This window comes from Pseudomonas sp. BIC9C (assembly GCF_034541995.1).
In the GTDB taxonomy this organism is placed as follows: Bacteria; Pseudomonadota; Gammaproteobacteria; order Pseudomonadales; family Pseudomonadaceae; genus Aquipseudomonas; species Aquipseudomonas fluorescens_CC.
Window position 1 is genome coordinate 193,177 of the sequence record NZ_JAWDGM010000003.1, and the last position, 12,841, is coordinate 206,017.

The following is a 12,841-nucleotide window of genomic DNA, read 5'->3' on the forward strand; positions in this document are numbered from 1 at the left end:
GTCGCCCAGAAGAGGCTGCCCGCTCACGCGCGCAGCCTCTTTTCAGATGGGGCACCAATTTTTATTTGGTTTCCTTTTGGAACTGGCTTACAAAGCCATGTTCCGATGGCGCTGAAGCAGCGCCAAGCTAGATTGAACGCCAGCTGTAAACAGCTCGCAAAGAATTTTTAAAATACGCCGCAGGAGAGATTCGCAATGGCTCAGCAGGGCAGTGGTTATCAGGCTCGCTATAAACGCATTCTACTCAAGCTTAGCGGCGAGGCCCTGATGGGCTCGGAGGAGTTCGGGATCGACCCGAAAGTTCTGGATCGCATGGCATTGGAAGTTGGCCAACTGGTCGGCATCGGTGTTCAGGTCGGTCTGGTTATCGGTGGTGGCAACCTGTTCCGCGGTGAAGCGCTGAGCAAGGCTGGCATGGACCGGGTCACCGGCGACCACATGGGCATGCTGGCCACTGTGATGAACGCCCTGGCCATGCGCGACGCCCTCGAGCGTGCCAACATTTCGGCCATCGTGATGTCCGCTATTTCCATGGTTGGCGTGACCGATCACTATGATCGCCGCAAGGCCATGCGCCACTTGAACTCCAAGGACGTGGTGATTTTCGCGGCCGGTACCGGCAACCCGTTCTTTACGACGGATTCGGCTGCCTGCCTGCGCGCAATCGAAATCGATGCCGATGTCGTGCTTAAGGCGACCAAGGTCGATGGCGTCTACACCGCTGACCCGTTCAAAGACCCGCATGCCGAGAAGTTCGATCATCTGACCTACGATGAAGTGCTGGATCGCAAGCTGGGTGTGATGGATCTGACGGCCATTTGCCTGTGCCGCGACCACAAGATGCCACTACGCGTATTTAACATGAACAAGCCCGGCGCCCTGCTGAACATCGTGCATGGCGGCGCTGAAGGAACCCTGATCGAGGAAGGCGAACAATGATCAACGAAATCAAGAAAGACGCTAAAGAGCGCATGCAGAAGTCTGTGGAGTCCCTGTCGCACAACTTCGGCCGCATCCGTACCGGCCAGGCGCACCCGAGCATCCTTGAAGGCGTGATGGTGCCGTACTACGGCGCTGACACCCCGATCAAGCAAGTGGCCAACATCACCGTCAAGGACGCCCGTACCCTGCAAGTCGTTGCCTTCGAGCGCAACATGCTCGGCGCAGTCGACAAGGCTATCGGCAGTGCAGGTCTGAACCTGAACCCGACCAACCTCGGCGAGCTGCTGTTGATCAGCATGCCGGCCCTGACCGAAGAAACCCGTCGCGGTTTCACCAAGCAGGCCCGTGATGTGGCTGAAGACGCTCGTGTTGCCGTGCGCAACATCCGTCGCGATGCCAACAGCTCGTTGAAAGACCTGGTCAAGGAAAAAGAGATCAGTGAAGACGAAGAGCGTCGCGCCACTGGCGAGATCGACGACCTGACCAAGAAATTCGTGGCTGAAATCGACGCGAAGCTGGCAGAGAAAGAAAAAGACCTGATGGCCGTATAAGGGTCGCGTTTTCATGGATAAGACCAAGCAGACTGCACCGTCCGCGGTGCCGCGCCATGTCGCGATCATCATGGATGGTAACAATCGCTGGGCGAAAAAGCGCTTTATGCCGGGTGTCGCCGGGCATAAAGCGGGTGTGGATGCGGTACGTGCGGTCATTGAAGTCTGCGCCGAGGCCAAGGTCGAGGTGCTGACCCTGTTCGCCTTTTCCAGCGAGAACTGGCAGCGTCCGGCCGATGAGGTCAGCGCCTTGATGGATCTGTTCTTCAAGGCGCTGCGTCGTGAGGCCAAGCGCCTCAATGACAACAACATCAGCCTGCGCATCATTGGTGACCGCTCGCGCTTTCATCCCGAGCTGCAGGCCGCCATGCGCGAAGCTGAGGCCATGACGGTTGGCGCCAATCGTTTCATCCTGCAGATCGCCGCCAATTACGGCGGTCAGTGGGATATCGCGCAAGCTGCGCAACGACTGGCGCGAGAGGTTCAGGCCGGACACTTGCGTCCGGAAGACATCACACCTGATCTGCTGCAGACCTGCCTGGTCACAGGTGACCTGCCGCTGCCGGACCTGTGTATCCGTACCGGTGGCGAGCACCGCATCAGCAACTTCCTGCTCTGGCAGCTGGCCTATGCCGAGTTGTATTTCTCCGACCTGTTCTGGCCGGACTTCAAACACGATGCCATGCGCAATGCGCTGGCCGATTTCGCTTCCCGCCAGCGCCGCTTCGGTAAAACGAGCGAGCAGGTCGAGGCTGGAGCCCGGGTTTAATGCTTAAACAACGAATCATCACCGCGCTGATCCTGCTGCCGATTGCCCTGTGCGGGTTTTTCCTGCTTGAAGGTTCCGGTTTTGCACTGTTCATCGGGCTGGTCGTAACCCTGGGTGCCTGGGAATGGGCGCGTCTGGCTGGTTTCGCCGGTCAGGCGTTCCGCGTCGGCTATGCCGCTGTGGTCGCTTTGATGCTGTTCCTCATGTACATCCTGCCCGGCCTCGCGCCTTGGGTATTGGGCGCTTCGGTATTGTGGTGGGCGGTGGCGACGTATCTGGTGCTGACCTATCCGCGCTCGAGCGAACACTGGTCCAATGCGGCGACCAAGTTGGTGATCGGCCTGTTGATTCTCCTGCCGGCCTGGCAAGGTCTGGTGCAGATCAAGCAATACCCGCTGGGTAACTTGCTGATCCTGGCGGTGATGGTGTTGGTCTGGGGTGCCGATATCGGTGCCTACTTCTCCGGTCGTGCTTTCGGCAAGCGCAAGCTCGCACCGCAGGTCAGTCCGGGCAAAAGCTGGGAAGGTGTGTACGGTGGTCTGGTGCTGAGTCTGGTGATTACCACATTCGTTGGCCTGGTGCGCGACTGGACGGTGGCCGAGTTGTTCAAAGGCTTGATCGGTGCCGCGCTGATCGTGTTCATTTCGGTGGTGGGCGATCTCACTGAAAGCATGTTCAAGCGCCAGTCCGGGATCAAGGACAGCAGCAACCTGCTTCCGGGTCACGGTGGTGTGCTGGATCGTATCGACAGCCTGACGGCAGCGATTCCGGTATTCGCCGTATTGTTGTGGATGGCAGCCCCATGAGCCGCCCGCAACGGATTACCGTTCTGGGTGCGACCGGCTCGATTGGCCTGAGTACGCTCGACGTCATCGCTCGCCATCCTGATCGTTATCAGGTCTTTGCCTTGAGTGGCTTCACGCGCTTGAGCGAATTGCTGGCGCTCTGCGTGCGCCATGTCCCGCGGTTTGCTGTCGTGCCTGAGGTCGCTGCTGCCCGCACCTTGCAGGATGACTTGCGCGCGGCGGGTCTTTCGACCCGTGTTCTGGTGGGTGAGGAAGGTTTGTGTCAGGTCGCTTCCGATCCGGAAGTCGATACGGTCATGGCGGCCATTGTCGGTGCAGCGGGATTGCGCCCGACACTGGCGGCGGTCGAGGCTGGCAAAAAGATCCTCCTGGCCAACAAGGAAGCGCTGGTCATGTCCGGCGCGCTGTTTATGCAGGCGGTGCGCAAGAGTGGCTCGGTGTTGCTGCCGATCGATAGCGAGCACAATGCGATTTTCCAGTGCATGCCGCTCGATTATGCCCGTGGCCTTGAGGCGGTCGGCGTACGTCGGATTTTACTGACGGCTTCCGGCGGTCCGTTCCGGCAGACGCCAATGGCTGAGCTGGCGCATGTTTCACCTGACCAGGCGTGTGCGCACCCGAACTGGTCCATGGGGCGAAAAATCTCCGTTGACTCGGCCAGCATGATGAACAAGGGGCTTGAGTTGATCGAGGCCTGCTGGCTGTTCGATGCCCGGCCATCGCAGGTCGAGGTGGTGATTCACCCGCAAAGTGTGATCCATTCGCTGGTCGACTATGTCGATGGTTCTGTCTTGGCGCAGTTGGGTAATCCGGACATGCGCACGCCCATCGCCAATGCCCTGGCCTGGCCGGAGCGGATCGACTCGGGTGTGGTACCGCTGGATCTGTTTGCCATTGCTCGGCTGGACTTCGAGGCGCCCGATGAAGAGCGTTTCCCTTGCTTACGCCTGGCCCGTCAGGCGGCCGAGGCGGGTAACAGTGCGCCAGCGATGCTTAATGCAGCGAATGAAGTAGCAGTGGCGGCATTTCTCGACGAGCGGGTTCGTTATCCGGAAATCGCGAGTATCATCGAGGAAGTACTGAATCTTGAGCCCGTAGTGGCTGTGGATGATCTCGATGCAGTGTTCACGGCAGACGCGAAGGCGCGATTGCTGGCCGGACAATGGTTGAGCCGTCACGGGCGGTAAATGCTGCGGATAGTTGATCCAGATAGCAGCGGACAGGTTTGCGGAGAAAGTAGATGAGCGCGCTCTATATGATTGTCGGCACCCTGGTCGCTCTGGGTGTGCTGGTTACCTTCCACGAGTTCGGCCATTTTTGGGTTGCGCGTCGCTGTGGGGTCAAGGTGCTGCGCTTCTCCGTTGGCTTCGGCATGCCGTTGCTGCGCTGGCACGACAAGCAAGGCACCGAGTTTGTCGTTGCAGCCATCCCGTTGGGCGGCTACGTAAAAATGCTCGACGAGCGCGAAGGTGAAGTACCGCTCGATAAGTTTGATCAAGCCTTCAATCGCAAATCCGTTCGTCAGCGCATTGCCATCGTAGCGGCAGGGCCGATTGCCAACTTCCTGCTGGCATTGGTTTTCTTCTGGGGATTGGCAATGCTCGGCAGCGAGCAGGTGCGTCCGGTCATCGGGGCTGTCGAGTCCGGCAGTATTGCGGCCAAGGCGGGTTTGAACCCGGGCGAGGAGATCGTGGCCATTGATGGCGAAGCGACTTCCGGCTGGGCGGCGGTGAATCTGCAACTGGTTCGTCGTCTGGGCGAAAGCGGCTCGTTGCAGGTAATGGTTCGCGAGCAAGGCTCCACGACCGACTCTCCTCGTGAGCTTGTGCTGGACAAATGGCTTAAAGGGGCTAATGAACCTGACCCTATCCATTCGCTGGGGATTCGCCCGTGGCGTCCGGCATTGCCACCTGTGCTGGCCGAACTCGATCCAAAGGGGCCGGCCCAGGCTGCCGGCCTGAAGACCGGCGACCGGTTGCTGGCGCTCGATGGTCGTACGCTGGATGACTGGCAGCAGGTCGTCGATACCGTGCGTATGCATCCTGATACCAAAATCATGCTGCGGGTCGAGCGTGACGGTGCTCAAATCGACGTCCCGGTGACACTGGCTGCTCGCGGCGAGAGCAAGTCACCCAGCGGTTACCTGGGGGCAGGGGTGAAGGCTGTCGATTGGCCACCGGAGATGATTCGCGAGGTCAGTTACGGGCCATTGGCAGCGATTGGCGAGGGGGCTCGACGCACCTGGACCATGAGCGTGCTGACCCTCGATTCACTGAAGAAAATGTTGTTCGGTGAGCTCTCGGTAAAAAACTTGAGTGGACCGATAACCATTGCTAAAGTGGCGGGCGCTTCGGCCCAGTCGGGTGTTGCTGATTTCCTGAATTTCCTTGCTTATCTGAGTATTAGCCTGGGTGTTCTGAATTTGTTGCCCATTCCGGTGCTGGATGGGGGGCATTTGTTGTTTTATCTGATCGAGTGGGCGCGTGGTCGTCCCTTGTCGGATCGGGTGCAAGGTTGGGGGATACAGATCGGTATCAGTTTGGTGATCGGAGTGATGTTGCTTGCTCTGGTCAATGATCTGGGTCGTCTGTAACGTCGCTGAATTGCGAATCTGCCGCATTTTGCGGCAGTTTGTTTATTGCCAGTTGGAATAAGAAAGGACTTCATGAAACGTCTGCTGCTAACTGCGGTTCTCACCGTATTGATGATCGCCGAAGTTCACGCCGAGTCCTTCACTATCTCTGATATTCGCGTCAATGGCCTCCAGCGGGTCTCCGCGGGGAGCGTCTTTGGTGCTTTGCCGTTGAACGTCGGTGAACAGGCGGATGATCGTCGCCTGGTGGAATCCACTCGTGCGTTGTTCAAAACCGGTTTCTTTCAAGATATCCAGCTGGGCCGCGATGGCAACGTCCTGGTCATCACTGTAGTCGAGCGCCCGTCTGTCGCCAGTATCGAGATCGAAGGCAACAAGGCGATCTCTACCGAAGATCTGATGAAAGGCCTCAAGCAATCCGGTCTGGCCGAAGGCGAGATCTTCCAGCGTGCCACCCTTGAAGGCGTGCGTAACGAACTGCAGCGCCAGTACGTCGCCCAGGGTCGCTACTCGGCTACCGTCGATACCGAAGTGGTGCCGCAACCGCGTAACCGTGTTGGCCTGAAGGTCAATATCAACGAAGGTACCGTTGCAGCCATCCAGCACATCAACGTGGTGGGCAACACGGTTTTCCCCGATGAAGACCTGATCGACCTGTTCGAACTCAAGACCACCAACTGGTTGTCGTTCTTCAAGAACGACGACAAGTACGCCCGTGAAAAACTGTCCGGCGACCTGGAGCGCCTGCGTTCCTACTACCTGGACCGTGGCTATATCAACATGGATATCGCTTCGACCCAGGTATCCATTACGCCGGACAAGAAGCACGTCTACATCACCGTCAACGTCAACGAAGGCGAGAAATACACCGTTCGTGACGTCAAGCTCAGCGGCGATCTGAAAGTCCCTGAAGACCAGGTCAAGTCCCTGCTGCTGGTGCAAAAGGTCAGGTGTTCTCGCGCAAGCTGATGACCACCACCTCCGAACTGATCACTCGTCGTCTGGGTAACGAAGGTTATACCTTCGCCAACGTCAACGGCGTGCCTCAACCGCACGATGAAGATCACACCGTAGACATCCTGTTCGCGGTCGATCCGGGCAAGCGTGCTTACGTGAACCGCATCAACTTCCGTGGCAACACCAAGTCTGAAGACGAAGTGCTGCGTCGTGAAATGCGTCAGATGGAAGGCGGCTGGGCTTCGACCTACCTGATCGACCAATCCAAGACCCGTCTGGAACGTCTGGGCTTCTTCAAGGAAGTCAACGTCGAGACTCCGGCCGTGCCAGGTGTCGATGACCAGGTTGACGTCAACTACAGCGTTGAAGAGCAAGCCTCCGGTTCGATTACCGCCAGCGTCGGTTTCGCCCAAAGTGCCGGTCTGATCCTCGGTGGTTCGATCACCCAGAACAACTTCCTGGGTACCGGTAACAAGGTCAGCGTCGGCTTGACCAAAAGCCAATACCAGACCCGCTACAACTTCGGTTTTGTTGACCCCTACTGGACCGCTGATGGCGTGAGCCTGGGTTACAACGCGTTCTACCGCACCACCGACTACAACGACCTCGACGTCGATGTAGCGAGCTATGCCGTGGACAGCATGGGTGCTGGCGTGAGCGTCGGCTACCCGATCAGCGAGACTTCGCGTCTGACCTTCGGCCTGACTGCGCAACAGGACAAGATCAAGACCGGTCAATACACCGTCGACGAGATTTTCGACTTCGTTAACCGTGAAGGCGATCAGTACCTGAACTTCAAGGCTTCGGCCGGCTGGTCCGAGTCCACCCTGAACAAGGGCGTATTGGCGACCCGTGGTCATTCTCAAAGCTTGACGGCGGAAGCCACCATACCGGGTAGCGACCTGTCGTTCTTCAAACTCGATTACCGTGGCCAGTTGTTCCAGCCACTGAGCGAAAACTACACCATGCGCCTGCACACCGAATTGGGTTATGGCGATGGTTATGGTTCGACCGACGGCTTGCCATTCTATGAAAACTACTATGCTGGTGGTTTCAACTCCGTTCGTGGTTTCAAGGACAGTACATTGGGGCCGCGCAGTACTCCGAGCCGCGGCGTGGGCAGTACTGGCAACCCGGGCACTCTTGCTGACCCGGATCAGGATCCACTGCCGTTCGGCGGTAATGTCCTGATTCAAGGTGGTGCCGAGGTTCTGTTCCCGCTGCCGTTCGTCAAGGATCAACGTTCCCTGCGTACGTCGGTATTCTGGGATGTGGGTAACGTATTCGACTCCAAGTGCGATCAGACGACCAATACCAATCCTGCGTCGAAGTCCAATACGCAGTGTAACGATATCAGCCTCAGCAACATGGCCAGTTCCGTGGGTTTAGGTGTTACGTGGGTAACTGCGCTGGGTCCTCTGAGCTTCGCGTTGGCCATGCCAGTCAAGAAACCGGATAACGCTGAGACTCAAGTGTTCCAATTTTCCCTCGGCCAGACGTTCTAAGCGTCTGACCCAAGATAACGACAATGAATTTTGTAGGAGTGCATCGTGCGTAAGTTGACTCAATTGGTTCTCCTGGCCAGCGTACTGGTCGCTGGTCCGGCATTTGCCGACATGAAAATTGCCGTTCTGAACTATCAGATGGCTCTGCTGGAGTCTGACGCGGCCAAGAAGTACGCCGTGGATGCCGAGAAGAAGTTCGGTCCTCAACTGACCAAGCTCAAGACGCTGGAAAGCAGCGCCAAGGGCATTCAGGACCGCCTGATGGCCGGTGGCGACAAAATGCAGCAGGGCGAGCGCGAGCGTCTGGAGCTTGAATTCAAGCAAAAGGCTCGTGACTTCCAGTTCCAGTCCAAGGAACTGAACGAAGCCAAAGCCGTTGCCGACCGTGAAATGCTGAAGCAGCTCAAGCCGAAACTGGACAGCGCTGTGGAAGAAGTCATCAAGAAAGGTGCTTATGACCTGGTCTTCGAGCGTGGCGCAGTGATTGATGTCAAGCCTCAGTACGACATCACTCGCCAGGTTATCGAGCGCATGAATCAGCTGAAGTAATCCATGACCGTGACCATTAAGCTCGGCCAGTTGGCCGAGTTCCTCGGCGCCACGCTACGTGGCGACCCGGAGAAAGAAATTACTGGGCTAGCCACTTTGCAAGAGGCTGGCCCAGCTCAGTTGAGCTTTCTCGCAAACCCTCAATACCGTAAGTACCTGGCAGACAGCCAGGCCGCAGCACTGTTGCTGAAGGCCGCTGATGCCGAAGGTTTTGCCGGTAATGCGCTAGTGGTGCCTGATCCGTATCTGGCCTACGCGCGCGTTTCCCACCTGTTCGATCCAAAGCCGAAAGCGGCTGCCGGTATTCATCCGACAGCCGTTGTGGCCGAGGACGCGGTGGTTGACCCGGCTGCGAGTATTGGTGCCTTTGCGGTGATCGAAAGCGCGGCACGTATTGCTGCCGGCGTGACCATCGGTGCGCATTGCTTCATCGGTGCCCGTTGCGAAGTTGGCGAAGGTGGCTGGCTGGCTCCGCGGGTCACGCTGTACCACGACGTGCGCATCGGCAAGCGTGTGGTCATTCAGTCAGGTGCGGTGCTCGGCGGCGAAGGTTTCGGTTTTGCCAATGAGAAAGGTGTCTGGCAGAAAATTGCCCAGATCGGTGGGGTGTTGGTCGGTGACGATGTGGAGATTGGCGTGAATACCGCTATCGACCGCGGCGCATTGGCCGATACTGTTCTCGGTAATGGTGTGAAGCTCGACAACCAGATCCAGATCGCCCACAACGTTCAGGTCGGTGATCACACCGCCATGGCCGCCTGTGTCGGGATCTCCGGCAGCACCAAAATCGGCAAACACTGCATGCTCGCTGGCGGTGTAGGGCTGGTGGGGCATATCGAAATTTGCGACAACGTTTTCATCACCGGGATGACCATGGTGACCCACTCGATTACCGAAAAGGGTTCCTATTCTTCCGGTACGGCAATGCAGCCGGCAGCCGAGTGGCGCAAAAGCGCGGCTCGCATCCGTCAGCTCGATGATATCGCGCGGCGCCTGCGCCAGCTGGAAAAGCAAGTAGGGGAAGTGACCCCTGACGGTAATGCTTCATCAGATGGCTGATACCATTTCCATATCAAGTGTGCACAGCCGCTAGACTGCCTCCTTGATTTGCTAGAGGAGTGCGCGTCAGTCGCGCGCTCCCAATCTTTACATAGGCTTCCCCGAAATGATGGACATCAACGAGATTCGCGAATACCTGCCTCACCGTTACCCGTTCCTGCTGGTGGACCGGGTAGTGGAGCTGGATGTTGAAGGCAAGCGCATTCGCGCCTACAAGAATGTCAGCATCAACGAACCGTTCTTCAATGGTCACTTCCCTGCGCATCCAATCATGCCGGGCGTATTGATCATCGAGGCCATGGCTCAGGCTGCCGGGATCCTTGGTTTCAAAATGCTCGACGTGAAACCGGCCGACGGCACTCTTTATTACTTCGTCGGCTCCGACAAGCTGCGCTTCCGCCAGCCGGTTCTGCCAGGTGATCAACTGATCCTTGAAGCCAAGTTCATCAGCTGCAAGCGTCAGATCTGGAAGTTCGAATGCCAGGCTTCGGTCGATGGCAAGCCTGTCTGCTCCGCTGAAATCATCTGTGCGGAACGCAAGCTATGAGTTTGATTGACCCTCGTGCAATCATCGATCCTACAGCCGTTCTGGCTGAGGGCGTCGAGGTCGGCCCGTGGTCGATCGTCGGTGCAGGTGTGGAAATCGGCGAGGGGACAGTCATCGGGCCGCACGTGATCCTCAAGGGTCCGACCCGAATCGGTAAGCACAATCGCATCTACCAGTTTTCCTCGGTGGGTGAAGACACACCTGACCTGAAGTACAAGGGCGAGGAAACCCGCCTGGTGATTGGTGATCACAACGTCATCCGTGAAGGCGTGACGATTCACCGTGGCACCATCCAGGACCGTTCGGAAACGACCCTGGGCGATCACAACCTGATCATGGCGTATGCCCACATCGGCCACGACAGCGTAATCGGCAACCACTGCATCCTGGTGAACAACACCGCACTGGCGGGCCATGTGCATGTGGAAGACTGGGCGATCCTCTCCGGTTTCACCCTGGTTCATCAGTATTGCCACATTGGTGCCCATAGCTTCTCCGGCATGGGTACGGCGATCGGCAAGGATGTTCCTGCGTATGTCACGGTGTTCGGCAACCCGGCCGAAGCCCGTAGCATGAACTTCGAGGGCATGCGCCGTCGGGGCTTCAGCGAAGATGCAATCCACGCACTGCGTCGTGCCTACAAGGTGGTGTACCGCCAGGGCCTGACGGTGGAGCAGGCGCTCGCCGAACTGGCCGAGCCGTCGGCCCAGTATCCGGAAGTGGCGGTGTTCCGTGACTCCATCCAGTCTTCGACTCGCGGCATCACCCGCTAATCATGGCCAGTCTGCGTATTGCGCTGGTAGCGGGTGAGGCTTCCGGTGACATTCTGGGTGCGGGCCTCATGCGCGCGCTCAAGGCTCGTCACCCGGCCGTCGAATTCATCGGTGTTGGCGGTCCGCTGATGCAGGCCGAGGGCCTGACCTCGTACTTCCCGATGGAGCGCCTGTCGGTGATGGGGCTGGTGGAAGTCCTGGGTCGCCTGCGTGAGTTGCTGGCGCGGCGCAAAAAACTGGTCGCCGACCTGATCGCCGCGAAGCCGGACGTATTCATCGGTATCGATGCCCCCGACTTCAACCTCAATATCGAGCTCAAACTGCGCCAGGCCGGGATCAAGACCGTGCACTACGTCAGCCCGTCGGTCTGGGCCTGGCGGCAGAAACGCGTGCTGAAGATTCGCGAAGGCTGCGACCTGATGCTCACGCTGTTTCCGTTCGAAGCCAGGTTCTATGAAGAGAAAGGCGTGCCGGTGCGGTTCGTCGGTCATACCCTGGCCGATGCCATTCCACTCGAGGCCGATCGCGCTGCTGCGCGGGCCGAACTCGGATTGCCCGACGGGCCGCTGGTGGCGTTGATGCCCGGCAGCCGTGGTGGTGAAGTTGGCAGGCTCGGTGCGTTGTTTCTCGATACCGCGCAGCGCCTGCGGGCGTTGCGCCCGGGGGTGCGGTTTGTCATGCCATGCGCCAGTGCGCAGCGTCGCGCACAGCTTGAAGAACTGCTGGTCGGTCGTGATCTGCCGCTGACCCTGCTCGATGGACAGTCTCATCTCGCCCTGGCAGCGTGCGATGCGGTGTTGATTGCCTCCGGCACCGCAACGCTTGAGGCATTGCTCTACAAGCGGCCGATGGTGGTCGCCTATCGCCTGGCGCCGCTGACGTTCTGGATTCTCAAGCGCATGGTGAAAAGCCCCTACATTTCGTTGCCGAACTTGTTGGCCCAGCGTCTGTTGGTGCCCGAGTTTTTGCAGGACGATGCCACGGTCGAAGCGCTGGCCCAGACGTTGTCACCATTGATCGAGGGTGGGGAAGAGCAGACCCGTGGTTTTGACGAGATTCACCGGACCCTGCGTCTGGATGCCTCCAACCAGGCGGCGGACGCAGTGCTGAACCTGATCGGCCAAGTAAAATGAGTAAAACGAACATGCAGATGGGGCTGGATTTCACCTTGGTGGCGGAAGTCGACGAGTTGGTTGCCGGCGTCGATGAAGTCGGTCGCGGCCCGCTCTGTGGTGCGGTAGTGACGGCAGCGGTGATTCTTGATCCGAACCGCCCGATCCTCGGCCTGAACGACTCGAAGAAGCTCACCGAGGCCCGCCGCGAAAAGCTCTACGACGAAATCTGCGAAAAAGCCCTGAGCTGGTGCATCGCTCGCGCCGAAGTCGAAGAAATCGACGAACTCAATATCCTGCACGCCACCATGCTGGCCATGCAGCGTGCGGTGGCGGGGCTGCACATTCAACCGAAACTGGCGATGATCGACGGCAATCGCTGCCCTAAGCTGCCGATGCGTTCCGAGGCGGTGGTCAAGGGGGACAGTAAGGTGCCGGCCATCGCGGCGGCTTCGATTCTGGCCAAGGTCAGTCGCGACCGGGAAATGGCCGCTTTCGAATTGATCTACCCGGGTTACGGCATCGGCGGGCATAAAGGTTATCCGACGCCCGTTCATCTGGAAGCGCTCGCCCGTCTTGGCCCGACCCCGATTCACCGGCGTTCGTTTGCTCCGGTGCGACTGGCGTATGAGGCGCGGGAAGGACTCATCGAGAGTTGAGAACGCCCCTGATCGCGAG

At 58.5% G+C, this 12,841-nt stretch carries 12 protein-coding genes and 1 pseudogene; all 13 read left to right on the top strand.

Translation table 11 applies throughout. From position 1 onward, the window contains the following. The first annotated feature begins 195 nt into the window (after window positions 1-195). Window positions 196-939, top strand: a complete 744-nt coding sequence (gene pyrH / locus RS887_RS15470; RefSeq protein WP_008000043.1) for a UMP kinase — start codon at window positions 196-198, stop codon at window positions 937-939. Continuing rightward, window positions 936-1,493, top strand: coding sequence for a ribosome recycling factor (frr, locus tag RS887_RS15475; RefSeq protein WP_008019552.1), 558 nt, complete (start codon window positions 936-938; stop codon window positions 1,491-1,493). The genes pyrH and frr overlap by 4 nt, the downstream gene beginning before the upstream one ends. 13 nt (window positions 1,494-1,506) lie before the next feature. Then, entirely contained in the window at window positions 1,507-2,262 is a 756-nt protein-coding gene (gene uppS, locus RS887_RS15480; protein ID WP_111281353.1) for a polyprenyl diphosphate synthase, read from the top strand. After that, entirely contained in the window at window positions 2,262-3,068 is an 807-nt protein-coding gene (locus RS887_RS15485) for a phosphatidate cytidylyltransferase (protein WP_322616044.1), read from the top strand. The genes uppS and RS887_RS15485 overlap by 1 nt, the downstream gene beginning before the upstream one ends. After that, entirely contained in the window at window positions 3,065-4,255 is a 1,191-nt protein-coding gene (ispC, locus tag RS887_RS15490) for a 1-deoxy-D-xylulose-5-phosphate reductoisomerase (protein WP_322616045.1), read from the top strand. The genes RS887_RS15485 and ispC overlap by 4 nt, the downstream gene beginning before the upstream one ends. Before the next feature lie 53 nt (window positions 4,256-4,308). Next, complete coding sequence (gene rseP / locus RS887_RS15495; protein ID WP_322616046.1) at window positions 4,309-5,661, top strand: sigma E protease regulator RseP; 1,353 nt, start codon at window positions 4,309-4,311, stop codon at window positions 5,659-5,661. Between the two features lie 72 nt (window positions 5,662-5,733). Further along, a pseudogene (gene bamA / locus RS887_RS15500) lies at window positions 5,734-8,123 on the top strand (outer membrane protein assembly factor BamA). A 45-nt stretch (window positions 8,124-8,168) separates the two neighbouring features. Then, window positions 8,169-8,672, top strand: a complete 504-nt coding sequence (locus RS887_RS15505) for an OmpH family outer membrane protein (RefSeq protein WP_008000031.1) — start codon at window positions 8,169-8,171, stop codon at window positions 8,670-8,672. A 3-nt stretch (window positions 8,673-8,675) separates the two neighbouring features. Beyond that, a complete protein-coding gene (lpxD, locus tag RS887_RS15510; RefSeq protein WP_322616047.1) occupies window positions 8,676-9,731 on the top strand; it encodes a UDP-3-O-(3-hydroxymyristoyl)glucosamine N-acyltransferase in 1,056 nt (351 codons plus the stop codon). 106 nt (window positions 9,732-9,837) lie between these two features. Beyond that, window positions 9,838-10,278 (top strand): 3-hydroxyacyl-ACP dehydratase FabZ, encoded by a 441-nt coding sequence (gene fabZ / locus RS887_RS15515; protein ID WP_007978374.1) that lies wholly within the window; start codon window positions 9,838-9,840, stop codon window positions 10,276-10,278. Then, window positions 10,275-11,051: an acyl-ACP--UDP-N-acetylglucosamine O-acyltransferase gene (gene lpxA / locus RS887_RS15520; protein ID WP_008019545.1), complete on the top strand. Its 777-nt coding sequence runs from the start codon at window positions 10,275-10,277 to the stop codon at window positions 11,049-11,051. The genes fabZ and lpxA overlap by 4 nt, the downstream gene beginning before the upstream one ends. Window positions 11,052-11,053: 2 nt before the next feature. Then, entirely contained in the window at window positions 11,054-12,184 is a 1,131-nt protein-coding gene (gene lpxB / locus RS887_RS15525; RefSeq protein ID WP_416339974.1) for a lipid-A-disaccharide synthase, read from the top strand. Between the two features lie 11 nt (window positions 12,185-12,195). Next, window positions 12,196-12,822 (top strand): ribonuclease HII, encoded by a 627-nt coding sequence (gene rnhB, locus RS887_RS15530; RefSeq protein ID WP_322616346.1) that lies wholly within the window; start codon window positions 12,196-12,198, stop codon window positions 12,820-12,822. Window positions 12,823-12,841: the final 19 nt, after the last annotated feature.

Excerpts from the sequence above, each read along its gene's own strand:
- pyrH (WP_008000043.1), top strand. The coding sequence starts at position 196 with ATGGCTCAGCAGGGCAGTGGTTATCAGGCTCGCTATAAACGCATTCTA.
- frr (WP_008019552.1), top strand. The coding sequence starts at position 936 with ATGATCAACGAAATCAAGAAAGACGCTAAAGAGCGCATGCAGAAGTCT.
- uppS (WP_111281353.1), top strand. The coding sequence starts at position 1,507 with ATGGATAAGACCAAGCAGACTGCACCGTCCGCGGTGCCGCGCCATGTC.
- RS887_RS15485 (WP_322616044.1), top strand. The coding sequence starts at position 2,262 with ATGCTTAAACAACGAATCATCACCGCGCTGATCCTGCTGCCGATTGCC.
- ispC (WP_322616045.1), top strand. The coding sequence starts at position 3,065 with ATGAGCCGCCCGCAACGGATTACCGTTCTGGGTGCGACCGGCTCGATT.
- rseP (WP_322616046.1), top strand. The coding sequence starts at position 4,309 with ATGAGCGCGCTCTATATGATTGTCGGCACCCTGGTCGCTCTGGGTGTG.
- lpxD (WP_322616047.1), top strand. The coding sequence starts at position 8,676 with ATGACCGTGACCATTAAGCTCGGCCAGTTGGCCGAGTTCCTCGGCGCC.
- fabZ (WP_007978374.1), top strand. The coding sequence starts at position 9,838 with ATGATGGACATCAACGAGATTCGCGAATACCTGCCTCACCGTTACCCG.
- lpxA (WP_008019545.1), top strand. The coding sequence starts at position 10,275 with ATGAGTTTGATTGACCCTCGTGCAATCATCGATCCTACAGCCGTTCTG.
- lpxB (WP_416339974.1), top strand. The coding sequence starts at position 11,054 with ATGGCCAGTCTGCGTATTGCGCTGGTAGCGGGTGAGGCTTCCGGTGAC.
- rnhB (WP_322616346.1), top strand. The coding sequence starts at position 12,196 with ATGCAGATGGGGCTGGATTTCACCTTGGTGGCGGAAGTCGACGAGTTG.